The organism is Streptomyces cucumeris, from assembly GCF_024295805.1.
GTDB classification, from domain to species: Bacteria; Actinomycetota; Actinomycetes; order Streptomycetales; family Streptomycetaceae; genus Streptomyces; species Streptomyces cucumeris.
This window is the reverse complement of record NZ_JANCLX010000001.1, coordinates 529173-543734: the sequence shown is the minus strand read 5'-3', so window position 1 is coordinate 543734 and position 14562 is coordinate 529173. Positions and strand designations below refer to the sequence as shown.

14 protein-coding genes are annotated in these 14562 nt (G+C 71.5%); 10 read left to right on the top strand and 4 right to left on the bottom strand.

Features of this window, described 5'->3' with window-relative positions; translation table 11 throughout:
• Positions 1-55: 55 nt before the first annotated feature.
• The 4 genes from NMK44_RS02520 to NMK44_RS02505 form a co-directional block, all read right to left on the bottom strand.
• On the bottom strand, positions 56-3640 hold the full coding sequence (locus NMK44_RS02520; RefSeq protein ID WP_254737652.1) for a laminin G domain-containing protein: 3585 nt from the start codon (positions 3638-3640) through the stop codon (positions 56-58).
• Positions 3641-3986: 346 nt separating this feature from the next.
• Positions 3987-4412: an ATP-binding protein gene (locus NMK44_RS02515; protein ID WP_254737650.1), complete on the bottom strand. Its 426-nt coding sequence runs from the start codon at positions 4410-4412 to the stop codon at positions 3987-3989.
• 6 nt (positions 4413-4418) lie between these two features.
• Complete coding sequence (locus tag NMK44_RS02510) at positions 4419-5411, bottom strand: YihY/virulence factor BrkB family protein (RefSeq protein WP_254737648.1); 993 nt, start codon at positions 5409-5411, stop codon at positions 4419-4421.
• 92 nt (positions 5412-5503) lie between these two features.
• Positions 5504-6535 (bottom strand): dipeptidase, encoded by a 1032-nt coding sequence (locus NMK44_RS02505; RefSeq protein ID WP_374215214.1) that lies wholly within the window; start codon positions 6533-6535, stop codon positions 5504-5506.
• A gap of 245 nt (positions 6536-6780) precedes the next feature.
• Here NMK44_RS02505 and NMK44_RS02500 point away from each other — a divergent pair, with 245 nt between their 5' ends.
• The 10 genes from NMK44_RS02500 to NMK44_RS02455 all read left to right on the top strand — a co-directional run bounded on the left by NMK44_RS02500 (position 6781) and on the right by NMK44_RS02455 (position 14557).
• Entirely contained in the window at positions 6781-7275 is a 495-nt protein-coding gene (locus tag NMK44_RS02500) for a GNAT family N-acetyltransferase (protein ID WP_254737644.1), read from the top strand.
• Positions 7276-7336: 61 nt separating this feature from the next.
• On the top strand, positions 7337-8119 hold the full coding sequence (locus NMK44_RS02495) for an MBL fold metallo-hydrolase (protein WP_254737642.1): 783 nt from the start codon (positions 7337-7339) through the stop codon (positions 8117-8119).
• A 29-nt stretch (positions 8120-8148) separates the two neighbouring features.
• Complete coding sequence (locus NMK44_RS02490) at positions 8149-8784, top strand: DedA family protein (protein ID WP_254737854.1); 636 nt, start codon at positions 8149-8151, stop codon at positions 8782-8784.
• 535 nt (positions 8785-9319) lie between these two features.
• The gene (locus tag NMK44_RS02485) at positions 9320-10504 is read left to right on the top strand and encodes a SchA/CurD-like domain-containing protein (protein ID WP_254737640.1); all 1185 of its coding nucleotides are present in this window, start codon (positions 9320-9322) and stop codon (positions 10502-10504) included.
• Between the two features lie 71 nt (positions 10505-10575).
• Positions 10576-10983 carry a cupin domain-containing protein gene (locus tag NMK44_RS02480; RefSeq protein WP_254737638.1) on the top strand — a complete coding sequence of 136 codons (408 nt, stop codon included), beginning with the start codon at positions 10576-10578 and terminating at the stop codon, positions 10981-10983.
• Positions 10980-12239 carry a beta-ketoacyl-[acyl-carrier-protein] synthase family protein gene (locus tag NMK44_RS02475; protein WP_308358126.1) on the top strand — a complete coding sequence of 420 codons (1260 nt, stop codon included), beginning with the start codon at positions 10980-10982 and terminating at the stop codon, positions 12237-12239. Before NMK44_RS02480 ends, NMK44_RS02475 begins: the two co-directional genes overlap by 4 nt.
• Positions 12236-13486: a ketosynthase chain-length factor gene (locus tag NMK44_RS02470; protein WP_254737636.1), complete on the top strand. Its 1251-nt coding sequence runs from the start codon at positions 12236-12238 to the stop codon at positions 13484-13486. The genes NMK44_RS02475 and NMK44_RS02470 overlap by 4 nt, the downstream gene beginning before the upstream one ends.
• Positions 13486-13743 (top strand): acyl carrier protein, encoded by a 258-nt coding sequence (locus NMK44_RS02465; RefSeq protein ID WP_254737634.1) that lies wholly within the window; start codon positions 13486-13488, stop codon positions 13741-13743. The genes NMK44_RS02470 and NMK44_RS02465 overlap by 1 nt, the downstream gene beginning before the upstream one ends.
• A 1-nt stretch (position 13744) precedes the next feature.
• Positions 13745-14209 carry an SRPBCC family protein gene (locus NMK44_RS02460; protein WP_254737632.1) on the top strand — a complete coding sequence of 155 codons (465 nt, stop codon included), beginning with the start codon at positions 13745-13747 and terminating at the stop codon, positions 14207-14209.
• Positions 14210-14212: 3 nt separating this feature from the next.
• Positions 14213-14557, top strand: coding sequence for a TcmI family type II polyketide cyclase (locus tag NMK44_RS02455; protein ID WP_254737630.1), 345 nt, complete (start codon positions 14213-14215; stop codon positions 14555-14557).
• Positions 14558-14562: the final 5 nt, after the last annotated feature.

Here is a 14562-nt window from a genome sequence, read left to right as displayed (position 1 = left end):
ACCACGGTGCCCACACGTCTTCTCCATCGACTGCTTCTGCGCACCATGACGGACACTAGGAGGTCTCCAGCGGGTCGGAATCCAGAACGTGCCGACGGATCTGCGCGGAGGTCAGCGCACCCGTCCAGAGCCTGATCTCCTCGAGGGAACCAGGCAGGTGATGCTGAGTGACACCACCTGATGTACCGCGCCCCACCGCGAGTTCACCCGAACCCTGCTGCGCGGACGAGAAGCCCGAGTCGTCCTCGGCGGCCTGGTCGAACTCATTCACATACAGATGCACACGCCCGTGCCGTGTCTCCGTCGTGACCGGATCCGCCGGATCGGTCCACTCCCATGCTTCCTGGGCGTCGAACGTCCCGGAGAGCTGCACCCAGGTGTCCGTCTCAGGTGCTTCCTCCGCCTGTACTTCAGCCGTGTCCGTGAGCTTGCCGCTTCCGTCGACCGCGCTGCGGGTGAAGCGCCACCGGTAGGTGTCATCCCCGAGCTTGACCAGCCACAGGGCCCACGAGGACTCACGGCCGATCCGCTGACCGGCCACCTGGGCGGCGTACCCGACGGGCTTCGCGGCCAGCTTCGCGCCATCCACCCGCACCCGTGTGGACACCGTGAAGGAGCCGGTCTCGTCCACCACCGGCCCGGCCGCGGCGGCGTATCCGCTGGTGCCGTCCAGCACGAGTGCGTTGTCGTCCTCGCTCAGGGACGCACCCGCACCGGAGAGCTTCATCGCGGGCACGGGGTATGCCGTGGTGTCGGCGATCTCCGAACCCTTGGCAGTCGAGGCGTCCCACATCGCCACCAGCTCATGGGCGGGCTCGCCGTCTTCGAGGAGTTGTGTCTCCTGGCGCAGCTCATCGGCGCTGAGAGCTCGCTGCCACACCGCGGTCTCGTCGATGCGGCCCTTGAAGTACTCGCCGGACACACCGTCGACCTTCGCTCGGCCGAACTGCAGACCACGCGTGGCGGTCCACGGCTCGTAACCCGGGGCCGCCTGGGAGAGAACCACCGGACTCCCCTGCGCCCGGCCGTTGACGAACAGCTGAATGGTGTCGTTCTTGCGGTCCGTGTCGCCCTGGGTGTCGAAGACTCCGGCCAGATGGGTCCAGACGTGCAGGGGTGGATTCGGTGTGTCGGCGAGGGATCTGATGTAAATGGGATCCGACCGGTCTTTGTCGGTGCGGTTGAACACCCATCGCTTGTGAGCGGCGGAGTAGTAGAGCGTGAAAGCCGAACCCTTCTCCCCCTCCTGGGAGAGGATCACTCGGTTGTCCGAGGCATCCGACAGGTAGGCCCAGGCGGAGACGGTGAACGCATCCTTCGTATTCACCGCGGCCGAGGAGGTGGCCGCGTAACCGGCGCTCCCGGAAGCGTCGTTGAGCCAGAGCGAGTAGTCGGCGTCTCCCCGGCGGGACAGCGTGGACCAGCCGGTCCCAGCCGTGTCGTGCAGGGTCGCGTCATGCCGGGTGCCGGCCGTCGCGCTGTCGGCTGCCGTGGTCACTCCGGAACCAGGAGCGCCATCGGCGAAGTGCCAGCGCCCTACGGCTCCCTCTGCGGGCGCGACCTTGAAGATGAACTCGGCGGGAGTCCCCCACCGGTTACGGACGTCCTTCGCCTGGACCGACAGCACCTGGGTCCCGGAGAGCGAGGGTGTCACTTTGACGGTCGCCGAGGCCCCGCTGGTCACCTTGGTGTTCGCTGCTGTGGTGGTCAGCAGGCGCCACCGATAGCCCGTGATATCCCGGTCGGCCGTGTTCGGCTTGAACGAGAACGTACCCGCCACGCCCGGACCACCCGCGCCCTCGCACTGGTCCGTGGTGCACGAGGAATAGGGCGAACCCCCGCTGATACGAGGTGCTTTGGGCGCGGTCGAGTCGATCTTCAAATAACACCATGAGGAGTACGGTGAGAAGAGGTCACCCGACCCGCCGCCGTAGGACCAGTGCGACTGTGTCCGCGCCCGGTAGCGGTACAGTCCTCCGTCGGCGCGCTCCGTGGTCCGCTGCTTCTCCAGCGTGCCGTCCGGATCCCAGCCCCGGTCGGGACGGTAGTCGCTCCACACCTTGTCCCAGGACCCGTCGTCCTGTTTGCGCTCCATCCAGAACTCGGCCTGCAGCGAACCCTTGTCCTCGCCCTTCCTGGGCTGGGTCCTCGTCTGGACCCGCGCCTGGACCATCGGGTCCTTCCGGGTGGCGATCAGCGGATCCGATGCCTTGCTCCTGCAGTACGCGGTGGTGCCGTCGCCGGGTATGACACCCACGGAAGTCGGCGCGCCGGGGCGGGGTACGTAGGTGACCTTCAGCACCGCGTTGTCCTCGAACCGCTTCCACGCGGTCGGATCGGATTCGTCCTTCGCGCGGAGCATCAGAGTGAGCCGCGAGATCCTCCCGTCGGCGAACGACCGCACGGTGCTCTTCAGGTTCTCGTCCGGCTCATCCGGATCGTCGTTGAACTCGATCCAGGAGTCCGGCTGTTCGGGGTCACAGTGCGTGCCCCGGCCCGCGGACACATACCGGTCCCCCATCTGGTCCAGCTGCCGGGGACCGGGCCAGCGGGTGCCCTCGGAGATGTTGTCCGTTCGCTCCAGGTCGACCCAGTGGGGCCGGCAGTCGAACGACCACGTCTCATGCGCACGGAAGGTCGCGTCCAGCACGTGTTTGCCGACCAGCTTGGAGGGGGCGAACTCGAAGTACATGCGGTCCACGTAGCCCGCGCCGCAGTAGTAGCCGTTCGCACTACCGCATTTGCCGACCCCGAGACTTCCGTTGAACTGCCAGAAGCGATCACCGTCGGACGACAGCTTCGTCCGCTCCGAAGCACCGAGACCCACCGGGGGATCGATGTAGACGGGATAGGTCGTCCGGTCGCCACGCAGAAGCGCGAGGTCCGGCTTCACACTCACGGCGCCGTCCTCGACGGTGACGGGCAGCGGAGCGCTTGCGTCGCCGTCCCCCGGCACGGCGTCCCCGGCGGAGCCGGGACGTTTGGTGGCGGCCCGGCCCGGACGCCCGGTTCCGGGCGTCGGCGAGGCCGAGTCCCACATCTGCCCGGCGGGCCCCTTGAACACGGCGTTGCCGTCCTCGTCCACCGCCCGCAGGCCGCTGCCGGCTCCGGGGACGAGAGTGAGTCCATCGCTGGACGCCGTCAGCCTGATCCGCTCGAGTTCGGGATGCGCGGCCGCTTCGGCGGACTTCACCACCAGCACCTGACGGTAGCCCTCGGCGGTGGCCGTCAGCCGGAGATCCACCCCCTTCAGCACATCGGCGTAGGTGGCGGTGTCACCGTCCAACTGCGGTCGCGGGAGGGGCGTCGGCCACCCGAAGGTGATCGACCTGCCCTTGCTCCCAAGGCGCAGGAGGCCGGCGCCGTCCCCGCCACCGGAGAAGGACAGTTCGACGACGGCGCTCTTGGGGCCAACGGTGCCGTCGGAACGGCGTTCCAGGGTGGCGTCCGTCTTCTGCCATGCGCCGTCCCCGGCCTTGGCCCGCTGTGGCGTCGAGGACTGTTCGAGTGTGAACGTCCCGTCAGGATTGGCGAAGGTCTGCGAGTATTCGGCTCGCTCTCCGAGGACTTCCACCCGTTCGCCGGAGGAAGCGGCCCGCTGCGACGCGCTCGCCGCCGTTGTCGCGGCGGTCGCGGACAAGGCCCCCGCCTGCGCGGGGGCCACCGCTAAGTGTGCTGGTAGCCCGGCGAGCACCGCGGCCACGACTCCTCCGGCCACGGCGCGCCGCGCCGTTCTCCCCCGTCTGCCGGAGCCACAACGCCTCCACGCCAACCCCGCAGTCCCCACCCCAGAGTCACGTAATTTTCACATGTGGGCGGAGTACATCGAACGTGTACACGCAGAGTCAAGATCACCGAACATGGCGAACGTCACAGAATTGCACGGACTCACACGTTTTCGGACAGGGTGTTACATAGGGAAACCGTCGTCCGTATCCGCCCGGCTCGGCATGGCGCCGAGCAGCCCATGGGGACCGGGCCGTGGGTTACGCGGGCATCAGGTCCGGGGTCATCAGGGCGTGGACCGTTTTGCCGGTGGGGTGGGTGGAGACGCGGACCGAGGAGGCCAGCCGGTGGACCAGGGGCCAGCCGAAGCCGCCGCCGCCGGAGAGGTCGGGGGAACGCCACCGTGGGGGGCGTGGGTCGCTGTCGGTGACGGCGACCTCCAGGCCGCCGCCGATATCCGTGAGTTCCACGCGGCACACCGGGTCGTCCGTGTGGCGGACGACGTTGGTCACCAGCTCGGAGACCACCAGCTCCACGGCGTCACACATCTCGGACGCCCCGCTCAGGGCCGCCTTTCCGAGGAAGCCGCGGGCCACGCGCCGGGCGCGGACGGCGGCATCGGGGCCGGTCGTCAGATCGGCACTGACGGTGGTGACGGCTTCGGTCAGCTCATACGCAGCCGACATCGGTTCCTACCTCCCAACTCCGGTTCCGTCCGCCTCCGGGTGTGATGCGGAGGCGGGTTCCCCCGAGGTGCGGGGGAGCCACCGGGTGGCTTCTTCGGCTTCTTCCCGACGATCGGCCGGACATGTGTCCGGCGCCGGATTCCTGATGAGCTCGGCGTTGAACTGGGCTCCGAGCAGCAGGGCCAGATTGGACAGCCACAGCCACATCAGGAACACCACCATGCCCGCCAGCGGCCCGTAGAGCCGGTGGTAGGTGGGGACGTGGGAGGCATAGGCGCTGAAGCCGAGGGAGACGGCCAGCAGCAGGACGACGGCGAGCGCGCCGCCGGGGGCCATCCGGCGGACGGGGCGGGAGCGGGCCGGGCCGGAGCGGTAGAGGACCAGGATCAAGGTGATGGCCATGGCCACCAGCACCGGCCAGCGCAGGGCCGCCCAGGCGGTCAGGGGCGCGGCGCCCAGCCCCCACACCTCGCCCAGCCGGCGGGCCAGACCGCCGGTGAGCATCAGGGTGGCGGTGCTGACCAGCAGCAGGACGATGACCGCCACGGCGGTGAGGACGATGCGGGGGGCGGTGCGCCAGACCGGGCGGTGGGCACTCTCCCGGTGCATCGCGTGCAGGGCACGCCGGAAGACGGCCAGATAGCTGGAGCCGGACCACAGCCCGCCGAGGCCGCCGACGACCACCAGCAGCCAGGCGGCGGACGGCTGGTGCGCGGTCTCGCGCAGCGCGGTGCGCAGCAGGTCGCGGGATTCGGGCGGGGCGGCCTGGGTGAGGCGGTCGATGACGTCCGGGGTGGAGGTGGGCATCGAAAGACCCAGCACCGAGAGCATCATCAGCATCACCGGGAAGAGGGCCAGCACCGCGTAGTAGGTCAGGGCCGCCGCCCAGTCGGTGAGGTCCTCGTTCCACGCCGTGACGGGGGTCCGGCGCAGCGCCGCCCACCCTCCGGCCCGGTCCCGGCCGCCGCCGTCCCGGTGCGTGCTGTCGATGTCTGCCATGAGCCGTGTGCCCCCGTCCGTGCCGTGCGCAGCGCGGGCCGAGCAGGAAGGCCGGCGCTGCCAGCCATCTGCCCCGGTGGGCGCGGGCCATGTCAGGCGGGGCGGCCCAGCTCCTTGCGGAACAGCTCCAGGACGTTTCCGCCGAGCACCTTGGCCACCGCCGCCTCCGGGAACCCCCGCCTCAGCAGCGCCTCGGTCACCAGCGGCAGTCCGCGCGGCCCTTCCAGACCGGGCACCAGCATCTCGGTGTAGTCGCGGTCCTCGCAGCACGGCGGCATGGTGTCGGCGGCGACCTCCTGGATGAAGTCCGGGCCGAGGCCCACGTGGTCGAGGCCGATGAGATCGGCGATGTACGCGATGTGCCCGGCCACCCGGTCCACCGTACGGTCGGCCTGGTCGGCGGCGATGAACTCGCCGAGGACGTTGACGCACACCGTGCCGCCGGTCGCGGCGATCCCGCGTAGCTGTGCGTCGGTGAGGTTGCGGTGGTGGTCCAGCAGCGCGCGTGCGGAGGAGTGGGTGGCCATGACCGGCCGCGTGGCCAGCTCCAGTACGTGGGCCACCCCGGAGGCGCCGAGGTGGGAGACGTCGAAGAGGATGCCCAGCCGTTCCATCTCGGCCAGCGCCTCGACCCCGGCCCCGGTGAGCCTGCTGCCGGTGGCGTCCTCACCGCTGCCGTCGGCCAGGGCGGTGCGGCCCCAGTGGGCGAGGGAGGCAATCCGCACCCCGAGCCGGTGCAGCGTCGGGATCAGCTCCACGCTGGCGTCCAGTCCCGGCGCACTCTCCAGGGCCAGCACCAGGGCGATCCGGCCGCTGCCGAGCGCGGCGTCGATGTCGTCGCCGTCCAGGCACAGCGCCACCTCGTCGGCGTTGCCCTCGGCCAGGGTGTGGGCGCACTCGATCATCCGCAGCGTCTCGCGCAGCGCCCCTTCGGGGCGGAACCGGTCGTCGATGAAGACCGGCAGCACCTGGAGGTCCACCCCGCCGTCGCGCAGCTGGGGCAGCCAGCGCTCGCGGAAGTATCCGGCCCAGCGGCGGGGCGGCCGGGCGGTCACGGCTATCAGCAGGTCGTTGTGGGCGTCGGCGACGACGGCGCGGCGGTGGAGTTCCTCGGTGACGGTCACGGCGGCCATGGTGGCGCAGGGCGGGGTGGCGGTCCACGGATTAGGGCGTGTCCGCAAAGTCGCGTCGGATCAGCCCGCGGCGTCTGGTGCGTGCGATCGCAAGGCGGAGGGTCGTCCTCGTAGTGGGCCTACTCGGATGATCCCGACAACGCAGCGAGCGTGCGTGCCAGGTGTCGCGGGCCCGGCGGGACTTTACGGACACGCCCTAGCCCCGGACCACCGCCGTACGGTGCACACTGGGCGGCATGACCGGAGCGACGGTGCGTGCGGGTGCGGTGCGGCTGCGCGAGGTGACACGGGAGGACCTGCCCGTCCTCTTCGACTTCCACCGGGATCCCGAGGCGATCCGGATGGCGGCGTTCACCGCCGAGGACCCGGGTGACCGGGAGGCGTTCGACGCCCGGTGGGAGCGGATCCTCGACGACGACGCCGTGCTCAAGCGGACGGTGCTGTACGGCGGGCGGGTCGTCGGGAACGTCATGAGCTTCGAGCAGTTCGGCGATCCGTCGGTCGGCTACTGGATCGGGCGGGAGCACTGGGGCAGGGGCGTGGCCACGCGGGCGCTGGCCGCGTTCCTGGAGCTGGTCCCGGACCGCCCGCTGTACGCGCGGGCGGCCAAGGACAACACGGGTTCGCTGCGGGTGCTGGAGAAGTGCGGGTTCACCGTCTTTGGGGAGGAGCGGGGGTACGCCTCCGCGCGCGGTACGGAGATCGACGAACTGGTGCTGGTCCTGCGCTGACCCGAGGCCGCCCGCGGGGGTGAGAGGATCGGAGCGGCGTCCAGCGGCGACGGGAGGCGGCGTGTCGGTCGAGATCACCTGGTGGGGCCATGCCACCGCGACCGTGCGGGATTCGGGCGTCCGCGTGCTCACCGACCCCCTCTTCGTACGGCGGCTGGCCCATCTGCGGCGCCGCCGGGGCCCCGTACCGCCGCCGGACGCCGCGGTCGCGGACGTGGCGCTGGTGTCGCATCTGCACGCCGACCATCTGCACCTCGGATCGCTCGCCCGGCTGCTGCCCGGCACCCGGCTGGTGGTCCCGCACGGCGCCGGACGGGCGGTGCCGGGGCTGCGGCGGGTGGTCGCGGCGCGCGGGCTGCGGGTGACCGAGCTGCGGCCGGGCGAGGAGTGCGCGGTGGGCGCGGTGCGTGTCCGCGCGGTGCCCGCCGCCCACGACGGACGGCGGCTGCCGTACGGGCGCAGCCGGGTGCCCGCGCTGGGCTATGTGCTGCGCGGTGAGGCCACGACGTACTTCGCGGGCGACACCGGGCTGTTCGACCGGATGGCCGAGGCGGTGGGCCCGTGTGATGTGGCGCTGCTGCCGGTGGGCGGCTGGGGCCCGTACCTCGGCCACGGCCATCTGGACGCGCACCGCGCGGCCCAGGCGCTCGCCCGGCTGGGGGCGCGCAGCGCGGTGCCGGTGCACTACGGCACGTACTGGCCGATCGGCATGGACGCGGTCCGGCCGCATGAGTTCCACGCGCCGGGCGACGACTTCGTACGCCACGCCGGACGGCTGGCACCCGGTGCGGCGGTGCACCGGCTGGCGCACGGCGAGCGCGTCCGGCTGGAGCCCGCCAGGTGACCGCGGTGTTCCACCAGGTGCTCGACGAGATGGGTGAGCTGGCACGGAGCGTACCGCCGGAGTCCACGCAGCAGGCGGTGGGCTATCCCTCGCTGTTCCTGCTGGTGGTGTTCGGGGCGCTGGTGCCGGTGGTGCCGACAGGGGCGGTGGTGAGTTCGGCGGCGGTGGTGGCCGTGCACCAGAGCTCCCCGTTCTCGCTGCTGTTCGTCTTCCTGGTGGCGGCGCTCGCGGCCTTCCTCGGGGACATCTGTCTGTACTGGCTGGGGCGGCGCGGGGTGCGGTCGCGGGGCGGTTCCCGCTGGCTGGCCCGGATCCACGACAACGCGGCCCCGGAGCGGCTCGCCCAGGCGGAGACGAGGCTGGACCAGCACGGGGTGGCGGTGCTGGTGCTGTCCCGGCTGATCCCGGCGGGGCGGATACCGGTGATGCTGGCGTGTCTGCTCGCAGGCATGCCGGTGCGGAGGTTCGCGCGGGGCGCCGGGCCCGCGGCGCTGGCGTGGGCCGCCACGTACCAGGTGATCGGCATCCTGGGCGGATCGCTGTTCGAGAAGCCGTGGCAGGGGGTGGCGGCGGCGGTCCTGCTGACCGTGGTCGTCAGCGCCGCCCCCGCGCTCTGGCGCCGCGCCCGAAGCCGCCACCACGCGGAACACGAACCGGCGGGCTGACCGCCGGCGCCACGCGGGCCCGGGGCGGGCATCGCGCACACCGCGGTGCGGCCCGGCCGTGGCGATGGCGCACGGACGTCCTCGGCACCGCCACGCGGGCGACACCACGCGCCGCACCGCCGCCACGGCGGGACGCACGGCGCTCCGTACGGCCGCCCGTGGGGCTACCGGCACCGGTTCCGCTGACCGTGGTCGTCAGCGCCGCCCCGCCCACTGCGCCGCGCATGGGACCACCCATGCCACGCATCATCAGCGCGCCACGGTGCGCCGCGGCGTCGCCGGGCCGCGACCGTGTCGCGTGCGTGAGGTCGCGATCCTCATCTTCCCCAGCCCGCAACGCCGTTGGACTCCGGCCCGCGCCCCGCGGGCGGCGCGTCGCGGGGCGGCGGGGTGAGCGGTGGCCGCGCCACGCGGGCTGACCTGGCCTTCCCTCAGATGGCTCACAAATCTCGCGCCATACGTGGCAGCGCTCCACGATCGTCCTTGCGGGCGGCGCATCCAAGGAGGGTCGCAGGCCCCCAAGGAGGAGTGGAACATGAGCACCCTGCCCGAGGCTCCACAGACCACCACCACACCGTCCATGACCACGCAGTCGGCGCTGACCGACTCCCGGCTGCGCGTGGTGCTGCTGCTGGATGTGCGCAGTGGTGCCGAGGAGCGCTTCCTGCGCGCGTACGACGAGCTGTGCCAGCAGGTGGCCTCCGTTCCCGGCCATCTGAGCGACCAGCTGTGCCAGTCGATCGAGGACCCCTCCAAGTGGCTGATCACCAGTGAGTGGGAGAGCGCCCCGCCGTTCCTCGCCTGGGTGGACAGCGCGGCCCACCGCGAGATGGTCAAGCCGATGCACGGCTGCGTCAAGGACACCCGGTCGCTGCGGTTCGGCATCCTGCGCGAGACCGACCACGGCACGGGCGGTGCGGCGACGGGCCGGGGGCGGCTCCAGGCGGCCCCGCGGGTCGGCGACGGGGTGATCCGGCACGCCCTGACCTTCACCGTCAAGCCCGGCAGCGAGAAGGACGTCGCGGCGATCCTGGCGAACTACGCCTCGCCCGAGTCGCGGGTGGACGACACCACCCGGCTGTGCCGGACCTCGCTGTTCATGAGCGGCAATCGGGTGGTGCGTGCCGTCGAGGTCCAGGGCGACCTGATGGCGGCGCTGCGCCATGTGTCGCGGCAGCCCGAGATCCGTGCGGTCGAGGAGGCCATCAACCCGTATCTGGAGGAGACGCGCGACCTGGACGACCCGGAGTCGGCGCGGGAGTTCTTCATGCGGGCGGCGCTGACGGCCGTGCACCACCTGTCGGTGAAGGGCACCGGACACACCTCCGCCGACGTCCGGCGTCATGCGCTGCTCTACCCGGTCAAGGAGGGCTGCGGGATGGCGGTCGCCAGGCTGCTGGCCCGCCAGGACGAGCTGGCCATCGGCGGCGAGGGGAAGGCCGGCCGCGACGGCGGCCGCGCGAAGGGCGGCCCGGCCCTGCTGACCAGCACGATCTACCACCATGTGGACACCGTCGTCCGGCTGGTGGATGTCGTCGGCCGGCTGGACCAGGACCCCGCGCTCTTCGCCGGTGTCGGCGGCAAGCGCGCCGCCGCCATGCTCAGCCGGCTGGTCGAGGTCGGCCCGGGCCGGGAGCTGTCGGACGAGGAGGGGCTGCGGCGTTTCCTGGCCGACTGCGCAATGGATCCGGTCACCGACCGCCGGGCGGCGGACTACTGAGGTCCCGCCACGCCCCGGCGCCCCCGCGTCTCCGCATCCCCCACGTCCCCACGTCCGGAAGGCAACCGATCATGACCTCGCACTCCCCCCACATCGTCGACCTCGCCGACGTCGCGCACAACCGTCGGCGCGGCGGTGATCTGCGCGCCATGCTCACCCCGAGCACGGTCGGCGCCACGAGCGGTTTCATGGGCCTGGCCCTGATGCAGCCCGGTGAACGCATCGGTGAGCACTACCACCCGTACTCCGAGGAGTTCGTGTTCGTCGTGTGCGGCGATCTGGAGGTGGATCTGGACGGGACCACCCACGCCCTCCGGCCCGACCAGGGGCTGCTGATCCCCCGCGATATGCGTCACCGCTTCCGCAACGTGGGGCACACCGAGGCCCGGATGGTCTTCCACCTCGGCCCGCTGGCCCCGCGCCCCGAGCTCGGCCACGTGGACACGGAGGCCACCGAACCGGCAGAGGCCTCGTCGTGACGCGACGGGTGGCGGTCACCGGGCTCGGCGTGGTCGCACCGGGGGGCATGGGCGTCCCGGCCTTCTGGGACATGCTCACCGCCGGGCGCACGGCGACGCGCGGGATCACGCTCTTCGACGCGGCGGGGTTCCGTTCGCGGATCGCCGCGGAGTGCGACTTCGATCCGGTGGCGGCCGGGCTGTCCCCGGAGCAGATCGAACGCTCCGACCGGTACGTACAGTTCGCGCTCGCGGCGTCGATGGAGGCCACCCGGGACGCGGGGCTGTCCCCGCAGCCGGAGAGCTGGCGCACGGCGGTGTCGCTGGGCACCGCGGTCGGCGGCACCACCCGGCTGGAACACGACTACGTCAAGGTCAGCAGCGGGGGCGAGCACTGGGACGTGGACCACCGCCGGGCCGGTCCGCATCTGCACCGGGCGTTCGCCCCCAGTGCGCTGGCCTCCGGCGTCGCGGAACTCATCGGCGCCCAGGGCCCGGTGCAGACCGTCTCCACGGGCTGCACCTCGGGTCTCGACGCCATCGGCTACGGCTTCCAGGCGATCGAGGAGAACCGGGCCGATGTGTGCATCGCGGGCGCGGCGGACTCGCCGATCTCTCCGATCACCGTGGCCTGCTTCGACGCCATCAAGGCCACCTCGGCCAACAACGAGGACCCGGAGCACGCCTCGCGGCCGTTCGACGCCCGCCGCGACGGCTTCGTCCTGGGCGAGGGCGCCGCCGTCCTGGTCCTGGAGGAGGTGGAGCACGCACGCGCCCGGGGGGCCCGGATCTACTGCGAGATAAGAGGGTTCGCCACCTACGGCAACGCCTATCACATGACCGGTCTGACACGGGAGGGCCTGGAGATGTCCGAGGCCATCGACCACGCGCTGGGACACGCGCGTATCGACAGTTCCGAGATCGACTACGTCAACGCACACGGCTCCGGCACCCAGCAGAACGACCGCCACGAGACCGCCGCGGTCAAGCGCTCGCTGGGCGAGCACGCGTACCGCACCCCGATGAGCTCGATCAAGTCCATGGTCGGACACTCCCTCGGCGCCATCGGGGCGATCGAGGTGGTGGCCTGCACCCTGGCCCTGGCCCACGGGGTGGTGCCGCCGACCGCGAACTACGACAAGCCCGACCCGGAGTGCGACCTCGACTACGTACCGCGGACCGCCCGTTCGCTGCCGCTGCGCCATGTGCTCTCGGTGGGCAGCGGGTTCGGCGGCTTCCAGTCGGCCGTGGTCCTCAGCCACGGGGGTGCGTCATGAGGGAGCGGGCGACCGGACACGGCCGTGGCGCGGTCATCACCGGCCTCGGCATCGTGGCGCCGAACGGTGTGGGCACCGACGCCTACTGGAAGGCCGTACGGGAGGGCATGACCTTCCTGGACGAGCTCTCCCGGGAGGGCTGCGAACACTTCCCGCTGCGGGTCGCGGGCCAGGTCCGCGGTTTCGAACCGGGCGCGGTGATCGAGGAGCGCTATCTCGTCCAGACCGACCGCTTCAGCCATTTCGCAATGGCGGCGGCCGATCTGGCCGTGGAGGACGCCCTGCTCCCGGCCGCGGAGATGTCGCCGTTCGCGGTGGGCGTGGTGACGGCGGCGGGCTCGGGCGGCGGTGAGTTCGGTCAGCGCGAGCTCCAGCAGCTCTGGGGCAAGGGCCCGCGGTATGTGGGCCCGTACCAGTCGATCGCCTGGTTCTACGCGGCCAGCACCGGCCAGATCTCCATCCGCGGCGGCTTCAAGGGGCCGTGCGGGGTGGTGGCCAACGACGAGGCGGGCGGTCTGGACGCGATCGCGCACGCCTGCCGGTCCATCCGGCGCGGCGCGGACGCGATGGTGGTGGGCGCCGCCGAGGCGCCGCTCGCCCCCTACTCGATCGTCTGCCAGCTCGGCTACGAGGAGATGAGCCTGGCCCGTGAACCGGGCCGGGCCTATCTGCCGTTCACCGAGGACGCCCGCGGATTCGCCCCCGGGGAGGGCGGCGCGATGCTGGTGGTCGAGGAGGAGGGCGCGGCGCTGCGCCGTGGCGCGCGGGTCCGCGGCCGGATCATCGGCCATGCCGCGACCTTCACCGGACCGTCCCAGTGGGAGCGCTCCCGGGAGGGGCTCGCCCAGGCCATCCGGGTCGCCCTGGCGGACGCGGACTGTGCGCCGGAGGAGATCGACGTGGTGTTCGCGGACGCCCTCGGCGTCCCGGCGGCGGACCGCGCCGAGGCGCTCGCGCTCACCGACGCGCTGGGCACCCACGGCCGGCGGGTCCCGGTGACCGCCCCCAAGACCGGCTTCGGCCGGGCGTACTGCGCGGCTCCGGCCCTGGACGTGGCGGCCGCGGTGCTCGCCATGGAGCACCGTGTGGTCCCGCCGACCCCGTACGTCACCGACGTATGCCATGACCTCGACCTCGTCACCGGTACCTCCCGTTCCGCGGAACCGCGGACGGCGCTGGTGCTGAGCCGGGGGCTCATGGGCTGCAACGCGGCGCTCGTGCTCCGCGGCCCGGAAGGAGATAACTGATGTCCACTCAACTGTCCTACGGCGAACTGGCGACGCTCATGAAGAGCTGCGCCGGGCTCACCGTCGATCCCCAGCTTCTCGAAACCCGTCCCGACGCCACCTTCGAGGAGTTCGGACTGGACTCGCTCGGGCTGCTCGCCATCGTCGGCGAGCTGGAGAACCGCTACGGCACCCCGATCGAACCGGGCGCCGAGTCCTCCAAGACCCCCGGCGACTTCCTCGACGTCATCAACACCTCACTCACCACGGGAGCATGAGATGGCCGCCCACACCGACAACGAGATCGTGATCGCGGCTCCCCTGGACCTGGTCTGGGAGATGACCAACGACCTGGAGAACTGGCCGGAGCTGTTCAGCGAGTACGCCTCGGTGGAGGTCCTCCAGCGCAGCGGTGACACCACCACCTTCCGGCTGACCATGCACCCCGATGAGAACGGCAAGATCTGGAGCTGGGTCTCCGAGCGGGAGACGGCCCGCGATGTGCGGACCGTCTGGGCGCGCCGGGTCGAGACGGGCCCCTTCGCCTTCATGAACATCCGCTGGGAGTACGACGAGGAGCCCGAGGGCACCCGGATGCGCTGGACCCAGGACTTCGAGATGAAGCCCGACGCCCCGGTGGACGACGCCGGGATGACGGAGCACATCAACCGCAATTCCAAGATCCAGATGGAGCTGATCCGGGACAAGATCGAGCAGCGCGCCCGCGCGCGGGTGGGTGCGTGAGCCATGTACCGATCCCTGATCGTCGCCAGGATGAAGGAGGACGCGGCTCCGGACATAGCCTCGGTCTTCGAGGAGTCCGACCGCGGTGAACTGCCGGAGCTGATCGGTGTCAGCGGCCGCAGCCTGTTCCAGTTCGGCGATGTGTACCTGCACCTGATCGAGGCCGACCGGCCGCCGGGACCCGAGGTCGCGCGGCTGGCCGGCCATCCGGAGTTCCGCGACATCAGCGACCGGCTCGCCGCGTACGTCCAGGCGTACGACCCCGCGACCTGGCGGGAGCCGAAGGACGCGATGGCCCGCGAGTTCTACCGCTGGGAACGGGACCGGAGCCGCCCGTCCGCGAGCTGAAGGGA